Below are 17,995 nucleotides of genomic sequence, written 5' to 3'. Positions count from 1 at the left end.
AAGCCCGATTAGCGCCCGATCGCGCAAACCTGCCGGCGTCGTCGCATCGATCACATCCAGCAGTCGCCGCGCTTCGTCGGCGGCCAGCACCGGCGTCTTGCCGCGCCGGACGCTGTGCGCCGGCCCGCGCACCGACGCGGCCGGGTTCGTCGGCATGACCTGGCCTGTCACCAGCCAGTCGAACAGGTGGCGCACGGCCGCGAGCTGCTGCTTGACGGTGGGCGCGCTCACCTCGCGTCCCAGCGCCTCGATCCAGGCCGCGACATGAAGCGGCTGCAAGCCGGCGAGCGATGTGATGCCGCGCGCCGCTACCCAAGCCAAAAACTCGCCCGCTGCGCGCGCATAGGCACGGCGCGTATGGGGATTGCGGATGGTGACGGCGAAGAACTCGAGGAAGCGCAGCCGCGCCCGCTCATCGGCCGACGCGATGAGCGCGGGCAGCGCTAAGCTGGGTGACGGGAGAGGGGCGAGCTGGTTCATCGCCGACCGCGAACATGGGCGGCGGTGTCGATGACCGTTACGGCGTCCGGGGAAAGGTCTTCGACGCCATCGACAAAGCCGAATATCTCGGCTCGGCCGCCCTCGTTGCAGATACGCCCGGCGACCGTGCCGTGGATGATGGCGCGCGCGCCTGGTTCAAGGGTGAGGTCGCCGGCGATCGTGCCGTGCAGGATCAGCTTCACGCCGCGACGCAAGGTCGCGCCGCCGGTCACCATGCCGTAGAGGGCTAGATCCTCCTCAATTGCAAAAGGGCCTTCGATCTTGTCGTGAACCGCCTTCATGTCCGCTCCGGCATTATGTATGATAAAGGACATTATCACACATAGATCGGCATGTGAATCCTTAGCCGAAACGAGAGGCCGATTTGAGATATGCCACAGCTCGATCGACACCGCTCCAGTCGCGATCGGCGTACTCTCCGGCAATCGAGGGTTCGCGGGAGAGGCCGAGCATACTTAAAAACGGCATGTCGCAGGAAGGATACGCGGCGCCCGACCTAACCCTTGCCGGGCTGTCTCAGGCGAGCTTGCTGGACACCGCCTTGATCGCTTTCAGCCCCGATCCGAACCGGGCGATGGCCTCACGGTTCTTCTCCAGCTCGCTGTAGGGCAGGTAGGATATGTCGAGGTCGGCGACGCGACTGAACGCAGGTCGTTGCAACTGCGCGCGAACGTCCGCCTCGCGGGCGTCGGGTGCGACTAGGAACAGCCCCGCTGTCGCGTGAAGGTCGCTACCGCTGAGTGCCAGGTCGAGCATCCGAACGATCCCTGAATAGATCGAGGTCGAGTGCTCCACCTCGAACGCCGCGGCAACATGATCGCCGCCTCGCTCAAGCCACAGCACGTCGATCAGGCGGATGGAGTCCGCCCCTTTGGAGGTTGCAATCGAGGTGGGCAGGCGCTCAAGACACCCATATCCCAACGGCGAACCGTTGAAGCCGCGGCTGCGATCGTTGGATGCGATCCACACGTCATAGCCGAGCGCCAATCCTAAATCGCGAAGCCAAGCCTGGATTTCGGTATGGGTGCGCTCGTTCTCGCCCTCGCGTAGCGCCGCCTTGCTGAGCGTGCGCGCTTCCTCGCGCGCCGCCTCAAGCCGATCGCCCCAGCTCGCGAGCGCGGCGCAGCTTCCGTCAAGGGGTGGTGCCGGGTAGCGGCCAGAACCTATGTCGAACAGCAAGCCGCCAATCGCACCCAAGTCGTTGGATAGCAGATCGCGGTGGCGATCGTTCAGGTCGAGAACGCCGGACCTCATCGCCAGAAAATGCTCCCAGCTCCCGAGCTTCACGTTCGCACCGGTCAGCGCGTTGTAGCCCTTCACGATCGCGGTGTTGAAGGGCGGCACCAGCGTCGGATGAAGGAAGTAGAGCAGGTTGGCGACAGCCGGCCCGAGTCCCTTGATCTTCAAGCGGTCGATCGCGTGGATGTGGCCGATGATCTCCTCGGCCGTGTCGCAGCACGAACAGGCGTCGAGCAAGCGGCCGAACGCGCGCTGGTTCTCCGGGCTCTCGTAGATGTCGGGGATGCGGAGCTTCGGCTTCCATAGGAAAGCGTGGTCGGCGCCCTTGAAGATTTGCCGCTGCTCGGCAACGGAATGAACGACGGTTTCGAGCGATGATCCACGGTAGGCGACACCGAACGTACCGCGCTCGATCTCCGCCACCACCTGGCCGATGCCGCGCCGGATCGATCGAAAGTTCTTCAAGCGCTCGTCCCAAAGAAACCAACTCCGATAGGTCGCTCCAGGATCATCACGCCAACGGGCGATCACCCGACGAACGAGGCCGTCGTGGTCGGTGCCGGTAGGAAGACTGTCGATCTGCGCTGCCATAAGTTCCCGTTTGCTCCCGGCCCGCGTTGGCGAGCTGGGACGTAGACCTAAGCGGCGCTCCCTATGGCGTCGAGAGTATCAAGTGATCGTGGTACATTCATGTTATCGGCCTGTTCGCGCAGCACCGCATGGTTGCTGGCTCTGATGAAGTTCACGGATCGAGTCCTCATCACGTCATCGCGTTCGAAGCGCTCTGCTCCCCTGAGCTTGTTGGATCCCGGTATGACCGGTTTGTCATCAGTGCCGGGGCCGTCTACCCGTCACATCACGCAGGACGTGGCCGCACGCGGAAATCATGGCAGCCGCGCAGTAAGAAGCCAGGCTTACCCGGCTCATCTACCAAACCTTGCTTCTCAGGGAACATCGGTGCGAGCCGCTAATTGACCATTCACCTTTCATCCCATTCGTGAAGGAGCGAAAAATGCCGCACAAGCCATCACATCGACCCGGTTCGAAGGCAGCCGATCGGGCTGAGGTCCAAAACTTCGATGACTACACCCTGTTTATGGGTAGTCCGAAGTCTGATAGCTACGCGGGCACAGGCAAGAAGGATGTCGCTCTTGGCCGCCCTGGTGCCGATACGCTGCTGGGCGGCGGCAATCAGGACGAACTGATCGGGAACCCCGGAGATGACACGCTCGACGGTGGCGGCGCTGAAGATCATCTGATTGGTGGTCCGGGCGACGATGTGCTGATCGGGGGCGCAGAAGCGGACATGCTAATGGGCGGCGACGGGAACGATCGTTTGGATGAGGGCCTCGGGCACAGTGGAATCGAGGGAGGGGCGGGCGATGATGTCATGACTGGCGGCCTCGGCGCTGATGCATTCACGGTCGCACCAGATAGCGGTAATGACGTGATCACCGACTTCCAAGGCGGCCCCAGCATGTTCGACCATTTGGCGATCAATGGCCTGCAACCAGAGGACTTGCGCGTTACTGACACAAAGGAGGGCGCGCTTATAAGCTGGGACACCGCTGAAGGCGCGGGATCGGTGCTGTTGGCGGGTTTCGCCGCGACGAGCCTCGCGTCAGATGACTTCATGTTCACAGAAGATCGTCACGTTATTACCGGCGTCAGCGAAGATGGCCGTTTCGAGGCGCTCCATTTCGAAAAGAACGAAGAAACGGATCTGCCTCATACCGGGCCGCTGCCGGAGTCGGCCCCGAGCAGCCGCGGCGATACACCCGGACAGTACGAGACAACGGTGAACGGCTATCACGTTAAGTTCGGCGGCGAACGTGCAGACACATTCCAGGCCAGGGACGCCAACGATCTTTACTTCGGACTTGGCGGCAACGACAGGCTCTATGGCGGTGAAGGCAACGATCACCTCGCAGGTGACGCGGGGAACGACATCCTGGACGGCGCCGCTGGCCAGGACGATCTACGCGGCGGCACTGGTAACGACAGACTCTATGGCGGTGACGAAGCGGACGCTTTGATGGGTGAGGACGGCGCCGATTATCTTAACGCCGGCGCCGGACACGATATGCTTACCGGCGGCATGGGGAATGATACCCTTGACGGCGGCGACGGCGCGGATGCTTTCGTTGTGTCCAGCATGAGTGGCTACGATGTTGTAGTCGGCGGATTCGATGCTGGCCCGGGCGCATTTGATCACGTCGCGTTCGTAGACCTGGGACCGGAACAGGTCACTGTCGAGGATGCCACCAACCCTGTCTTCCACCAAGACGGGCACAGCGGTGTGCTTGTCGAATGGGAAACCGGAGCAATATTCATTGAAGGGATGCGCGAAAGCCAAATGGCCCAAGACGACTTTATGTTCAACGCGAACATGGGTACTCAGGGTGCGTTCGAGAATGATCCGGAAATCACTTACGCAGGCTCGCAGCCGATATTCCCCATTTGGGAGCCGGTGATCGCCAGTGCAGATTATTTCATGGTTTAGTTTGAAACATCTACGGTTTTCGTCAAGGGCAGGAATGAACCATCTGTGGTTCTAAATTGCATTTTTGAAGGGCGGAGCGGGTTGCTCTAGAACGAGCGATGACGCCGGAGAGCCCGCCCCGCCCCGCAGACGGTACGGCCGCAGGCGTTTTCTACAAATGCCAAGGGCGAAGCTCGGCCTCTAAGGTGCGCACGCTCGCCCGTGGAGAACTGCGGGAGCTTTAGAGCAGCGGCCGCGCTAACCTGATTGGAACTGCAGGCCGGACGTCCAAAAACGTCTGGCTTGCGACCATGAAGGCCTAGCAATCGGCTGCGATGCGCTTGATACATGACGTAGCCCGGCGTCATAGCCAGCAGCGGCGTCCAGACACTTTCGCTTACAGGAGGTATAGAATGGAACATGAAAACCAGATGAAAGGAACGGGCTGGGGCCGCTTCGCGGCTATGATCGCAACCTCCACTGTCGTCATGTTCTTCTTTATGTACCAGCTCGTCTACTCGTCCGAACATGCGATGTTCAGTCTCAACCGGCTGATCTCGTCATTTGTCATGGGCTGTGTGATGACGGTGATCATGCTTGGATTCATGTGGTCAATGTACAAAGGCCAAGCGACTAAAGTGGCCGTTCTGGCAGGAGCGCTGCTGCTCGGAATTGCACTATTAGCGATCAACCGAAGCCAAGCTCTGATCGGCGACACGGGGTTCATGAAATCGATGATCCCGCATCATTCAATCGCTATCAACAATGCTCGCCGGTCGAGTCTCAGCGACCCGCGCGTGCGCAAGCTAGCGGACGAGATCATAGCCGCCCAGGTGCGCGAAATCGCCGAGATGAAGGCCTTGATCCAGGACATCGAGCGCAGCGGTGAGCGCGGTTCGGCGACGCTGCCGGCCCGTCCGGCCGAACTTACACCCGATATGCTGCCGAAGATCCGGGAAGCTGTGGAGTAGTTGAGCTGACAGAGTTCAGGCCAGGGCTCCTGGACGCGTCGGTATCGGGATCACCGTGCTCGACTTCATGCTAAGACGGTTGGAGGCACAGGAATTGTGAACTGGGCACAGCTCACCGGCGCTGGCATCGTTACGATTGCGTTGGCAGATGTATTCCTGACCGTGCTTTTTGCCCGGAGCGGGACCGGGCTGATCACGCCTCGCCTGAACCGTTTGATCTGGGCCTTGTTCAAAGCCGCCTCACCCCGGAGAGGTGGACTGAGGGATACGATACTCGCCTTCGCGGGACCAACGATGATGGTCGCGACCGTATCCGTCTGGTTTCTGCTGCTGACCTGTGGGTTCGCACTGATCGTGTGGCCGGCCCTGGGCACTTCGATCCAGGCAAGCCAGGGTCCAACCCCAACCGACTTCGCCGCGGCGCTCTACTTTAGCGGATACTCCTTAACGACGCTTGGAACGGGCGACATAGTCCCCCAAACCTCCGGATTTCGCATTCTGATGGTGCTACAGGCCTTTTTGGGGTTCTCGATCCTCACCTTGGCGCTGACTTACTTGATGTCGGTTTATTCGGCTCTCGTCCGCCGCAACACGCTCGCCCAGGCGCTGCACCACCTCTCGAGTGGCACCGGTAATGCAGCAGAACTCGTGGCAGGGCTGGGAGCCGGTGGGTCGTTCGAAGACGCCCGGAACCGGCTCTCGACCTTGGCGGTTCGTGTCCTTGGCCTCCTGGAGTCGCATCACTCTTACCCCGTGCTCCACTATTTCCGGTTGCGCGAGCCTCGCTATGCGATGGCGAGAATCGCCCTTCTGACGATGGACACCGCAACGCTCCTGCGCACGGCTTTTGGCCTGCAGCACGAAGCGCTCGCACGTTCGGGGGCAGTGCAGATGCTGTGGGGAAGCGGCCTGGCGCTCCTACGTGAAACCGGCGCTACCTTCCTCCCGAAACGCACTGAAGTGCCGGCGCAGGACGAGCGGAGCAAAAGCGACAAAGCAGCGCGGTTTGATGCTGCGCTCCACAGGGTCCAAGCAGCAGGCATTGCCACGACCTCCGATACCGCAGGTGCTTTCGCAACCTACACGTCACTCCGTGAAGAATGGGTCGGGCTCACCCGAGCCTTTGCGATGTCCATGGGGCATCAATGGGATGAGATTGAACCAAGACCTCAGGCTCGAACATCGGGCTGAGAACGTACCCTCGGCGGAGTGGTGCTGGTCGCCATGCTCAACCATGCTCAGGTGAGGAAGGAGGTCTGATAACTAGCAGCCCGACAGCCGCCCAGCAGCCGCACCACCTTTTCATCGGCATCCCCAGTTCAAGCTCCATGGCCCCGTAACGGCATCGCCAGTCCCTGGGCGCGTCGCTATTGCGATGCATTCGCAAACTTCTTAAGGGGTCTCAGCGCTTTGAGAATGATTCGCGATAAGGGGCCTGTGGTGAGAAAGTCTGAGATTGGCGTTGCTTTGGGCTTTGGGTTGATCGCTGTACCCGCAATGGCCGAGGACCAACTAACCATGGGGCCAACCAGCCCCTCCCAGACAATCATCGTCACGGGCGTCCGGGACAGCTACCAAGTCGATGCGACCAGCACCGCCACTCGCACACCGACCAGTCTCAAGGACGTTCCGCAGGCGGCGTCGATCATCACCGAGGCGCAGATTGACGACCAGGCGATGCGCTCGATTGCCGACGTGCTTCGCTATGTCCCCGGCGCGGTGATCTCTCAGGGCGAGGGCCACCGCGATCAGATCATCCTGCGCGGCAATAACAGCACGGCGGACTTCTTCGTCGACGGCCTGCGTGACGACGTGCAATATTACCGTGGCCTCTACAACGCAGAGCGGATCGAGGTCCTGAAAGGTCCCAACGCGATGATCTTCGGGCGCGGCGGTGGGGGTGGGATCGTCAACCGCGTCACGAAGCGCCCCGTTGCCAACGCCTTCATCAGCGGCAGCGGCTCGGCGGACACATATGGTGCATGGTATGTCGACACCGACATCAATCAGCCGCTCAGCGGATCCGCCTCCGCTCGGCTGAACGCCGTTTACGAGGAGTTCAACAGCAACCGCGACTTCTACGATGGACGCCGGATTGCGATCAATCCGACCTTTGCAGTATCGCTCGGCGGCACCACCCGGATCGACCTGGGCTTCGAATATAACAATGACAAGCGCACGATCGATCGGGGCGTCCCCTCGGCTGTCCAGGGCTCTCTGACGAGCCCGTCACGCCCACTCCCCGGCTTTCGCGACACCTTCTTCGGTGTTCCAGGCTTCAACGTCAGCGACTTCGAGGCCAAGGTCCTGAGCGGGCGCATCGAGCATCGCTTCAACGACAACCTGACCCTGACAAGCCGGGTCCTGTACGGCGATTATGACAAGCTCTATCGGAACGCCTTTGCGGTGACCCCGGTCACCCCGCGCGGCGGCGTCCAGAGCGTCGGCCTCGAAGCCTATAGCGATCCCACGACGCGCAAGAACTTGCTCAATCAGAACGACCTCGTCTGGACCGTGACCACCGGACCCGTCCGCCACGTACTGCTCGCCGGCTTCGAATATGGCGATCAGCGCACGCGCAACCAGCGGATCAATGGCTTCTTCGGAAGCGGTGATATCGTCAATGGGGGCCGGCGCGTCTTTGTTGGGTTAGCGGAGCGGATCACGGTGCCGCCGGTCACGCTGCGCACCACCGCCAATACCGGCTACCGGTCGATCCGGACAAACGCCGACGCCACTGCCTTCTACGTGCAGGACCAGATCTCGATCGGCGAACATGTCGATGTTATCGGTGGCGTTCGCCGCGACCGCTTCAAGCTCAGCGTCGACGACCTGGTCGCCGGGCAGAGCTATAGCCGGACGGACACTCTCTGGTCTCCCCGCCTGGGGGTGGTGCTAAAGCCGGTGCAACCCGTCTCGATCTACGCCAGCTATAGCCGGTCCTTCCTGCCCCAGTCGGGCGATCAGTTTTCATCGCTCGACCTCACAAGCGCCGCGCTGGAGCCGGAGAAGTTCGACAATTACGAACTCGGCCTCAAATGGGATATCTACCCAACGCTGAACCTGACCGCTGCCGTCTACCGGCTTGACCGCACCAACACCCGCGCGATCGACCCCAACGACGCCACGCGGACGGTGCTTACGGGCGCGCAGCGCAGCAAAGGGTTTGAACTTGGCCTCACTGGCGCGATCACACCCCAATGGCAGGTCAGTGCGGGCTATGCGCTGCAGGACGCAACGATCCGCAAGTCGACGAGTGCGGCCCCTGCCGGACGCGATGTCCCGCTTGTGCCCAAGCAGCAGGCCTCGCTCTGGACCCGCTACGACTTCACCCCTCGCTTCGGGGCCGGGCTCGGTGTCTACCGTCAGTCGAAGAGCTTCACTTCCATCAGCAACACCGTCGTCCTGCCCGCCTTTACCCGAGTCGATGCCGCCGCATTCTTCAAGCTCACCCCCAAAGTGGAGGCGCAAATCAACGTCGAGAACCTGCTCAACAGCAGCTATTTCTCGTCCGCCTACAACGACAACAATATCATGCCCGGTGCGCCGACGACGGCGCGAGCGACGGTTAGAATGAGCTTTTAGACAAGGGAGTTTTCCCGTTGGGGCTGGGTGCTTTCACCGCTGTCGTTCAGCATGGGCTAAACCGCCTCGCCGGTGGTGGGGCATTCACTGACGTGGCCCCCTCCATATCCTCCAGAAGCCGATCGTGTCCGTCCATCTACGCCTGCCACGCCGAGTACTATCAAATGTAGGGGGCGGAGGAGCGAGGCCGACTGGCGTCGCCCGGCTCCTCTGTGTTCAACGCCGCCCAGTCGCGCTTAGTGGCCGCGATAAACGTCGGCATATCCACGCCATACCCCGCACCGCCACCAGTCGGCTTAATCGAGGCGCGTCCGGCTCGTTCTGGCGCTGTGTGGCCGTCGAGGGCTACGGTTCATCCGTGACATTTCGCACCGGGATATGGGCCCCCGGCACCTCATTACAGATCGATCTCCCCCAGCGTCGCAGAGGTGGCTCAGGGAATTTGAACAGCGGGACGCGTGGATCGCCGGCCCGTGACGAGGTCGCTTCGTGGCATTCGATCGCTTCGATTCGAGGGGTGTTCGTCGGCCGTGCGTAATGGATGTAAGGATGACGGAGGAATGAACATGGACATGGATTTAGACAGCGCGTTGCGCCGCCTTGCCGAGCAACCGCTTCATCCCCGGCTCGCTGAACTGACCGGCCCCCATCGAGTGGTCCGGGTTGATTGTTAGTGCATCGTCGCCTCCTGCGCCATTGCCGGCTGGAGGTGGAGCGAAGCGGAACCGGAAGCCGGCAATGGCAGCATCGCCGCTTCGGGGGCAGGCGGTCGGTACCCAAGGCTGCTGTGTGGACGCACGGTGTTGTAGTGGCGACGCCAGGCTTCGATCAGCACCTTGGCCTCAGCAAGGCTGTAGAAGATCTCACCATTAAGCAGCTCGTCACGGAGTGAGCCGTTGAAGCTCTCGTTGTAGCCGTTCTCCCAAGGGGATCCCGGCGCAATGTAGAGCGTCTTTACACCGACGCGGCCAAGCCACTGCTGCACGGCAGTCGCGATGAACTCGCTGCCGTAGCACATTGGGAAGCGGCCCCTCGAAGGGGCGCATTGCCTTGATGAAGGCAAGGGCGCGTAGCGCCCGCAGGCTTCATCAAGGCAGTCATGATCGGCCCGCAGGTCTCTAAAGTGAAGTTGTCGACTCAACCCTTTGGAGACAGACCGACCATGACCAAGCGTAGCTCTAATCCCACCGACGCCGTGCTGGTAGCCATCGATATGTCCAAACACCGCCAGGAGGTCCTGATCGAACGTCCAGAAGGCGGACGCCGACGTCGCATGACGGTGATGGCGACAAAGGCAGATTATGATCGCCTGGCCACGGATCTTAGCGACATCGGGCGTCCGATCATCGTCGGCTTCGAGGCTACTGGTAACTACCATCGCACGCTGGCGCATCGCCTGCTGTCCGCCGGCTTCGAGTTGCGCTTGATCTCGTCCGTTGCCTTGGCTCGAACGCGCGAGGCTCTGCACAATGGCTGGGACAAGAACGATTCCAAGGATGCGCAAGTGATCCTGCACATGCTGCGGATCGGCGCCACCCAGCGATACGTCGATCCGCTCGCCGCCGGGATCAACGACCTGCAGGAGATGTCGAAAACGCACGAGGCGATCTCCAAGGCTAAGACGCAGACATGGCATCGCATCCTGACCCACTACCTGCCGCTCTATTTCCCGGAGATTGAACGCTTCGCTGGCAACAGCCGATCCGACTGGTTCCTTGCTCTGCTCGAACGATTCCCGACTCCAACCAGCATGACTGTGCTCGGCCAGGAGACTTTCTCCCGCGAAGCATGGGACTTGGTCGGCCGCAAGGTGTCCAAAGCCCGGCTGATCAACGATATCTACGAGACCGCCTGCGCGTCCGTGGCGCTACCTGTCGACGAGGATTCCGTCTCGATCGCTATGTTCCGCATGGTGATCGCCCAAGCACGCAACCTGATCCGGCAGCGCGACGAGATCGAGCGAACGGCGCATGCCATGCTGGCCGAAAACCGCGATTATCAGCTCCTGCGCATGATCCCCGGCATTGGGCCCATCAATGCGTTGACCATTCTCGCCGAGGCAGGCGATCTACGCCGCTTCAGCCATCACCGTCAGTTCCTGAAGTTCTGCGGTCTTGATCTTGCGACCCGGCAGTCCGGTACATTCCGAGGCCGCACGATGCTGTCCAAGTACGGTAATGCGCGATTGCGGCGGACCTTTTGGATGGCTGCCCAGGTCGCCGCACGTCAGCGCAACAACAGTTTCCGCGACAAGCTCGGACGATACACTGCCGGGCACGCGGATGATGCCGATCGTCGCCGCAAGGCGATGACGGCGCTCACCGCCAAGATGGCGCGCGTTGCCCATGCCGTCATCAAGACGGGGACAGAGTACCGACCGTTCCTTGAACGGTCGGACGCCAGGTGGAAGGACCCCTCTCTGCAAGTGCCGTGAGGGCGCGAAAGCGACCCTGTAGATAATGTTCGGGCCTTCCACCTGGGTGCGTATCTCGTTCTAAGGACGGTGAGGACCACGGCCGCTTCGGCGCCGCTGGATCCTGTGTTTGCTATGGCAGGGAGCGATCCCGTTGACGGTGGAAGCCATCTGGCTCAGAATGCATGCCTCGCCGCTCAATGTCGGCGCATAGAGATCTGTTGACCAAATCTCGCTTTCCTTCGTGACCCAGGACGTTGTCCGATCTTATGTGAGCTGGCGGACCGCGAGAGACGAACAGCTCTGCCAGTGCTGCCAACACGTCCTGATGCTTGAGCTGACGCGCCACTACCAGCGCCAGGCACTCCCGGCTGGCCTCGTCGATAATGGTCAGGATGCGGAACTTGCGACCTTCGTGGGTGCGTCCCTCTACGAAGTCGTAGGCCCACACGTGCCCCGGATACTCCGGCCGCAAGCGGATGCACGAGCCGTCGTTCAGCCATAGCCGTCCTCGCTTCGGCTGCTTCTGAGGCACCTTCAGCCCTTCCTTGCGCCAGATCCGCTCCACGCGCTTACGGTTCACGTGCCACCCCGCGTCACGCAGCAACGCCGTCACTCGGCGATAGCCATAGCGACCATATTGCTTCGCCAGAGCAACGATGTCCTCAGTGAGCGCCTGCTCATCATCAGCCCCGCACGGCACTTTGCGCTGCGTCGATCGGTGTTGACCAAGCACGCAGCAGACACGCCGCTCGGAGACCGGCATCATGCCTCTGATGTGTTCGATGCAGCGACGGCGCCGCGCAGGGCTCAGAAGTTTCCCCTCGCAGCTTCCTGCAAAATCAGCTTGTCCAGCGTAAGATCAGACACTGCGCGGCGTAGCCGGGCGTTCTCCTTTTCGAGATCCTTCATCCGACGAGCCTGGTCGACTTTCAAGCCGCCATACTCCTTTCGCCAGCGATAGTAGGTCTGCTCCGTAACCCCGATCCGCCGACACGCCTCCGGCGTGGTTCCGCCCTGCGCTAGTACAATCTCTGCCTCACGCAGCTTGCCGATGATCTCCTCGGGCCTGTGCTTCTTCGATGGCATTGTGCATCTCCTTCATGGTCCAGACTAAAATAGTCGATGGACCACTCAAAAGGGGGCAGCTCACTGTAGGAGCTGGCCCTGGCGGGGTCACCTACGCGGCTACGAAGTGATGGATACCTCTTCATGAGCACTCCGCCTCCGGAGGGACCGCTGCCCTATAAATGCACCCCTGTATTCGACGAGAACACGCTTCCAGCCGGGCTTCGAAAGGAGCATCGCACCAAGCCTGGGGTGTGGGGCGTTATTCGGGTGCTCGAGGGTCGGTTGCGCTATCATGTGCTCGACCCAGTTTCCGAAACGATACTCGATCCTGATTGTCCTGGCCTGGTGCTCCCGGACCAACCACATTTTGTCGAGCCGCTCGGACCGATGCGAATACAGGTCGAGTTCTATGACCGGATGCCCGCACACGCCCACCCATTAAGGACGGGAAAGCTGGGTCTGTCGGCGTTTTCAGGATGAACGAACGAGGGTAGCAAGTCATGACCGAAGCCAAACGCAGTGAAACCAGCAGCGGCCAGGGTGGCGGCGACGTTGTTCTGATCACGGGCGCGAGTGGCTTCATCGCCGCCGCGGTGATCGCCAAACTCAGCGACCGCTACACGGTCGTCGGCCTCGATCGCGCTGGCCCTCCCGATCCACCACCACCCGCCGCAGCAATCGACTTCGATCTTGGCTCTGACGAGGCGGTGCGCGCCGCGCTGAATGAGGTCCGTGCCCGCTATGGCAACCGTATCGCCTCGGTGATCCACCTCGCCGCCTATTATGACATCACGGGCGAGCCCAACCCGCTTTACGACAAAATCACCGTGCAGGGGACCCGACGGCTGATCGACGGCTTGCAATCGTTCGAGGTCGAGCAGTTCGTCTTCGCAAGCACAATGCTGGTCCATAAGCCGACCGCCACTCCCGAGGAGCGCATCAACGAGGAGTCGCCGATCGGTGCGTCCTGGGCGTATCCGCAGTCCAAAGTCGATACCGAAGCACTGCTGCACGAGCACCACGGGAAGATCCCCGTCGTCTACCTGCGCGCCGCCGGAGTTTACGACGACGACGGTCGCTCGGCGTTTCTCGCGCAGCAGATATCACAGATCTACGAGCACCGTCTGGTCTCGCATTTCTATCCGGGGATGCTGTGCGCGGCGCAGTCATCGGTGCACCGCGACGACTTGGCCGATGCCGTGCTCCGTCTCGTCGACCGGCGGCGCGATCTTCCGGCTGAGCTGCCGCTGCTCATCGGCGAGCCCGACGCGCCCGGCTATGCCGAAATCCAGGACATCGTCGGCGAGACGCTCCACGGCGAGGGCTGGAGGACGATCCGCATCCCGCAGCCGCTCGCAAAGGCCGGGATCATCCTGCAAAACGAGGCGCTTGGCAGCGAAGACTTCATCCAGCCGTGGATGATCGACAGCAGCAACGATCACTACATTCTGGACATCTCGCGTGCACGATCGCTGCTCGGGTGGGAGCCGAAGCACAATCTTCGCGACACGCTGCCGACGATCGTTGCCGCATTGAAGCGCCATCCGCGGGCCTGGTATCGGAACAACAAGCTCAACGAGAACCTGGTCGCCTGGAACGACAATCCAGTTTCCAAACCTGCGGAGTCGGGCCACCACCAAGCTGGAGCAGTCGCCGGAATGGCCGGTATGGGTCACGGCGGCATGGACCATAGCAAGATGGACCATAGCAAGATGGGGCATGAACCCGGCGCCGCGGCGAAGGCCGGCCACGCCGGGCATGGCGACCATATGGCCATGATGGACCGGGACGAGCGCCGCGCGCGCTGGGCGCTTTACGCCAACATCGGTCTAGGTCTGTGGCTCGCCTCGAGTCCGCTCATCTACGACTCGGTGACCACGGAGAGCGTCGGCGCGGCGGCACGCTTCGTCACGGTCGATCGCGGCCTGCCTTCAGTCGAATGGCGGGCCAACGCTCTATCGATCAGCGACTTCGTCAGCGGTCTGGCGATCGCGCTGTTTGGCGCGCTGTCGCTGTCGCCCAGGACGAAAACCTGGGCGCAATGGGCGGTGGCGTTCGTCGGCATCTGGCTGTTCTTCGCCCCCCTGATTTTTTGGAGCCCGAGCGCCGCTCAGTACAACAACAACCTGCTCATCGGCTCGGCGGTGATCGCCCTGTCGGTGCTGGTACCAATGATGCCGGGCATGAGCATGGCCGGCATGATGGACCCCAAGAACATCCCGCCTGGCTGGACCTATTCGCCGTCCACGGACGCGCAGCGGCTCCCGATCGTCGCCATGGGCCTGATCGGCCTTCTCACGTCCCGCATCCTAACGGCCTACCAGCTCGGGCACATCGATACAGCCTGGGAGCCGTTCTTCGCTGGATCGCTGACCGATCCACGCAACGGCACGGAGGAGATCATCACCTCGGACATGTCGAAAGCATGGCCGATCCCGGATGGAGGTCTCGGCACGATCAGCTACGTGCTCGAAATTCTGATGGCGGTCATGGGCACCCGCGACCGCTGGCGGACGATGCCGTGGATGGTCACCTTCTTCGGCATCCTGGTTATCCCGCTCGGCGTGGTCAGCATCTACTTCATCATCAGTCAGCCGATCGTTATCGGCACATGGAGCACGCTGGCACTGATCGCGGCGCTCGCCATGCTCATCATGATCCCGTTCGCCCTCGATGAAGTCATCGCCATGGGCCAGTTCCTCGGCTGGGCGAAGCGCCGCGGCAAGCCGCTGATCCGCACCTTCTTCCAGGGCGATGCGATCGAAGCGGGGGCGGAGGACACGTCGGACGCGATGGCCTCGCCAAGCACCTTCTGGGCGGACGCGAAGAAGGGTCTGACCCTGCCATGGACGCTGACTGCGAGCATCGTCATCGGCGCCCTGCTGATGCTGACCCGGGTGCTGTTCGGCACGGAAGGCGGGATGGCCAACAGCGATCACGTCGTAGGTGCACTGGTCATCACGGTCGCGATCATCGCCACCGCAGAGGTTGCCCGCGCGCTACGGCTGATCAACATCGCGTTCGGGGCCTGGCTCGTGGCAGCGCCTTTCCTCCTGGACGGCGTTGGTCACCTTGGTGCCGTAGCCTCGGTCGTAGCGGGCATTGCGCTCATCGGCCTCAGCTTTCCGAGGGGGAAGCGCAGCGCCGAGCATTATGCAAGCTGGGACAAGTACGTGATCTGAATAGGGAGCGGTGATGGCCATGAACGATCAACGATTGCACCTCTGGGCACCGAAAATGCTAAGTGTCCTACGGATCGTTGCTGGGCTCATTTTCCTTGAGCACGGAACGCAGAAGTTCCTGTCGTTCCCGCCCGGTCAAGCCGCAGGCACTGGCCTCGCTTTCGACAACCCTGGAGCATACTCGGGCTTGATCGAGCTGGCGGCCGGGCTCCTGATCGCGTTAGGCCTGTTTACCCGTCCGGCGGCGTTCCTGGCTTCGGGCACGATGGCCGTCGCCTACTGGATAGCGCACGCGCCGCAGAACGCGTTTCCAGTCAACAACGGCGGCGATGCGGCGATCCTCTACTGCTTCGTATTCCTCTATCTCGTCTTCGCCGGCCCGGGACCTTGGAGCCTGGACGCTTCCCGCCAGCGTCGCGGGGAAGGGGTATGATGGCCGCGGCGCGGATGCCTGCACTGTTCATCGGCCACGGCAGCCCGATGAACACGCTGGAGCGGAACGGCTTCACCGATGCTTGGAAGTCCCTCGGGCGCACGCTGCCCCGCCCCCGCGCGCTGCTGGTCGTCTCTGCCCACTGGTACTTCGGCGCGACGGCCGTGACCGCCATGTCGAGGCCGCGGACAATCCACGACTTTTACGGCTTCCCGCAGGCGCTTTTCGACTTCGACTATCCCGCACCCGGCGCGCCGGACGTGGCGCAAGAGATTGCGGAAGTAGTCAAGCCGGAGTGGGTCGGCCTCGATCGCGACCAGTGGGGGCTGGATCACGGTACCTGGTCCGTGCTCGCGCACCTCTACCCACAAGCCGACGTGCCCGTGGTGCAACTCTCGATCAACGCGCTGCGCCCGCTCGAATACCATGTGGACCTCGCCGCGCGGCTCGCCGCGTTGCGCGACAGCGGCGTGGCGATCCTCGCCAGCGGCAATGTCGTCCATAACCTGCGACAAGTCCAATGGGACCAGCCTAACGCCGCATTCGATTGGGCAGAGCGGTTCGACGACGCCGTGGTAGCGCAGCTCGCCGACGCGCCAGGCGACATACTGAAGGTGCGCGAGCATCCCGACTACGCGCGCGCCGTGCCTACGCCCGACCACTTCGTACCGCTCCTCTACCTGGCAGGCCTGGCGGCCGCGGAGGACGCCCGGCCGGAGGCAATCGTGCGCGGCTATTCGATGGGGGCGATTTCCATGACATGCCACGCGCTCGGCGCGAAGCTGCCGGTCGATACGGACGCAGAGGACGCCGCGACGCTGCCGCGCGACGTTCCCGCCGATCAGACGAATATCTGACCGCTCAACTTATAGACGTGCCGGTTTCTCGCGAGGCAGCGGCGAACGTGCGGCGAGAGGTTGCCTGCGGCCTGGTGACAATTGAGCGCTCGTCTGTGCTCATGCGTGGCGCTCGACCAAAGCGACGAACCTGTCCATCCACCCTTGCAGAAAGTCGCGGCTTCCCGGACCGATGTTGCCAGCCTCGTCGACCAGACCCTCCTTCCACTGAATGAACGCTTCCGACTGCCCCAGCGTCGGCATGTCGAGATAGGCCAGGATGTTGCGAAGGTGACTTCCAGCGCAACTGACGATGGTTCAACCGAGCGCAGTCGATAGCGGTGGCGGGCGCAACCCGCACCGCCTCGCGTGCTTTCGTCGCCGCTTTCCTACACCCTTCAATCTTGTCCCGGTTCGCGGTCACGATCTTGTCGCCGGCGACGACGGGCCGCCAGCTCTCCGACGCGATGTTCATCATCCGCTGCCTTGGTGATCGCGCACGCCGCCCAACGCTGCTAATGAGAGTCGTTCGCATAGTCCGCGACGAGTGAAGCTTGGAATCGGTCACCCATATGCCGTCACCTCTGGTCTCGCTGATTAAGCCAGCACTCGCGCTGGTCGCGTCGCTTATGCTGCTGTTGATTCCCGCTGCGGCGATGGCCGATACCCGCGATGTTCAAACTGCTTGGCGTCTGCTCGACTATATGGCGGTCGATTATGGCGGTGCGGTCGCCAACGGCGCGGTCACAAGCGCGTCCGAATACGCAGAGATGAACGAGTTCGCCGCAGGCGTGTCCACCCGCCTGCGCGCGCTCCCTGCGACACCTGAGCGGCAATCCCTGATCCAGCAGGCTTCGCAGCTTCAAAGCGTGATTGCCCGCAAGGGCTCACCCAAAGAGGTTGCGGCGCTCGCGCACGGACTCGCCGCCGATCTGCTCCGAACCTATCCGGTGCCACTTGCCCTTGGCAAAGCACCGGACCTCGCTACGGGGTCGCGGTTGTTTGCGCAAAGCTGCGCGTCTTGCCACGGGATCACCGGCGACGGGCATGGGCCGGATGCCGCCAAGCTGGGGTCGGTTCCGGCTGAGGGCGAAATGACACCCTAAGCGAAACGGCAAGAAGGGGTGGGGAGCGGACATCGCGCCCCCGCCTTGCGTCATCCTGAACTTGTTTCAGGATCCATCGGGCGATTGGTGCCGGAGCGTGGTGGCTCGTGCCGCCATCTCGGTTGGCCGATCATAAACTGGGCTTTCGGATTGATGGACCCTGAAACAAGTTCAGG

12 protein-coding genes and 4 pseudogenes are annotated in these 17,995 nt (G+C 62.1%); 10 read left to right on the top strand and 6 right to left on the bottom strand.

Annotated elements, in window-relative coordinates; all coding sequences use genetic code 11:
• From AC07X9_RS24355 to AC07X9_RS24345, 3 genes are all read right to left on the bottom strand, one after another.
• Positions 1–480: tyrosine-type recombinase/integrase (locus AC07X9_RS24355; RefSeq protein ID WP_495198012.1), on the bottom strand; the 480-nt coding region annotated here is incomplete at its 3' end.
• Positions 477–782, bottom strand: coding sequence for a hypothetical protein (locus AC07X9_RS24350; RefSeq protein WP_086486014.1), 306 nt, complete (start codon positions 780–782; stop codon positions 477–479). The genes AC07X9_RS24350 and AC07X9_RS24355, both read right to left, overlap by 4 nt.
• Before the next feature lie 235 nt (positions 783–1,017).
• Positions 1,018–2,331, bottom strand: a complete 1,314-nt coding sequence (locus tag AC07X9_RS24345) for a type II restriction enzyme NmeDI-related protein (protein ID WP_086485992.1) — start codon at positions 2,329–2,331, stop codon at positions 1,018–1,020.
• Between the two features lie 421 nt (positions 2,332–2,752).
• On the opposite strand from AC07X9_RS24345, the gene AC07X9_RS24340 reads away from it, so the two are divergent.
• From AC07X9_RS24340 to AC07X9_RS24325, 4 genes are all read left to right on the top strand, one after another.
• Positions 2,753–4,243: a calcium-binding protein gene (locus AC07X9_RS24340; RefSeq protein ID WP_086485993.1), complete on the top strand. Its 1,491-nt coding sequence runs from the start codon at positions 2,753–2,755 to the stop codon at positions 4,241–4,243.
• Positions 4,244–4,635: 392 nt separating this feature from the next.
• Entirely contained in the window at positions 4,636–5,193 is a 558-nt protein-coding gene (locus tag AC07X9_RS24335; protein WP_086485994.1) for a DUF305 domain-containing protein, read from the top strand.
• A gap of 96 nt (positions 5,194–5,289) precedes the next feature.
• Positions 5,290–6,384, top strand: a complete 1,095-nt coding sequence (locus AC07X9_RS24330) for a potassium channel family protein (RefSeq protein ID WP_086485995.1) — start codon at positions 5,290–5,292, stop codon at positions 6,382–6,384.
• A 249-nt stretch (positions 6,385–6,633) separates the two neighbouring features.
• Positions 6,634–8,778 carry a TonB-dependent receptor gene (locus AC07X9_RS24325; protein ID WP_086486015.1) on the top strand — a complete coding sequence of 715 codons (2,145 nt, stop codon included), beginning with the start codon at positions 6,634–6,636 and terminating at the stop codon, positions 8,776–8,778.
• Between the two features lie 670 nt (positions 8,779–9,448).
• Here AC07X9_RS24325 and AC07X9_RS24320 read toward each other — a convergent pair.
• Positions 9,449–9,787, bottom strand: a pseudogene (locus AC07X9_RS24320) (integrase core domain-containing protein); the annotation flags it as partial.
• A 153-nt stretch (positions 9,788–9,940) separates the two neighbouring features.
• Here AC07X9_RS24320 and AC07X9_RS24315 point away from each other — a divergent pair.
• Positions 9,941–11,234: pseudogene (locus tag AC07X9_RS24315) on the top strand (IS110 family RNA-guided transposase).
• Positions 11,235–11,447: 213 nt separating this feature from the next.
• Here AC07X9_RS24315 and AC07X9_RS24310 read toward each other — a convergent pair.
• Positions 11,448–12,280: pseudogene (locus AC07X9_RS24310) on the bottom strand (IS3 family transposase); the annotation flags it as partial.
• 123 nt (positions 12,281–12,403) lie between these two features.
• On the opposite strand from AC07X9_RS24310, the gene AC07X9_RS24305 reads away from it, so the two are divergent.
• Genes AC07X9_RS24305 through ygiD form a run of 4 tightly spaced genes read left to right on the top strand, consistent with a single transcriptional unit; the run spans position 12,404 to position 16,734 of the window.
• Positions 12,404–12,742, top strand: coding sequence for a TehB family protein (locus AC07X9_RS24305; protein ID WP_086485997.1), 339 nt, complete (start codon positions 12,404–12,406; stop codon positions 12,740–12,742).
• A 20-nt stretch (positions 12,743–12,762) separates the two neighbouring features.
• On the top strand, positions 12,763–15,444 hold the full coding sequence (locus AC07X9_RS24300) for a vitamin K epoxide reductase family protein (protein ID WP_086485998.1): 2,682 nt from the start codon (positions 12,763–12,765) through the stop codon (positions 15,442–15,444).
• A 13-nt stretch (positions 15,445–15,457) separates the two neighbouring features.
• Positions 15,458–15,877, top strand: a complete 420-nt coding sequence (locus AC07X9_RS24295) for a DoxX family protein (RefSeq protein WP_037487156.1) — start codon at positions 15,458–15,460, stop codon at positions 15,875–15,877.
• On the top strand, positions 15,874–16,734 hold the full coding sequence (gene ygiD, locus AC07X9_RS24290) for a 4,5-DOPA-extradiol-dioxygenase (RefSeq protein WP_300397218.1): 861 nt from the start codon (positions 15,874–15,876) through the stop codon (positions 16,732–16,734). The genes AC07X9_RS24295 and ygiD overlap by 4 nt, the downstream gene beginning before the upstream one ends.
• A 99-nt stretch (positions 16,735–16,833) precedes the next feature.
• On the opposite strand, the gene AC07X9_RS24285 is transcribed toward ygiD, so the two are convergent.
• Entirely contained in the window at positions 16,834–16,977 is a 144-nt protein-coding gene (locus AC07X9_RS24285; RefSeq protein WP_007407017.1) for a hypothetical protein, read from the bottom strand.
• A gap of 308 nt (positions 16,978–17,285) precedes the next feature.
• Between AC07X9_RS24285 and AC07X9_RS24280 the strand changes: the two are divergent.
• A pseudogene (locus tag AC07X9_RS24280) lies at positions 17,286–17,795 on the top strand (4-helix bundle domain-containing protein); the annotation flags it as partial.
• Between the last annotated feature and the right edge of the window lie 200 nt (positions 17,796–17,995).

Source organism: Sphingobium sp. GW456-12-10-14-TSB1, from assembly GCF_059424385.1.
The sequence above is the reverse complement of the archived record's forward strand: the minus strand, read 5'-3'. Positions and strand labels throughout refer to the sequence as shown.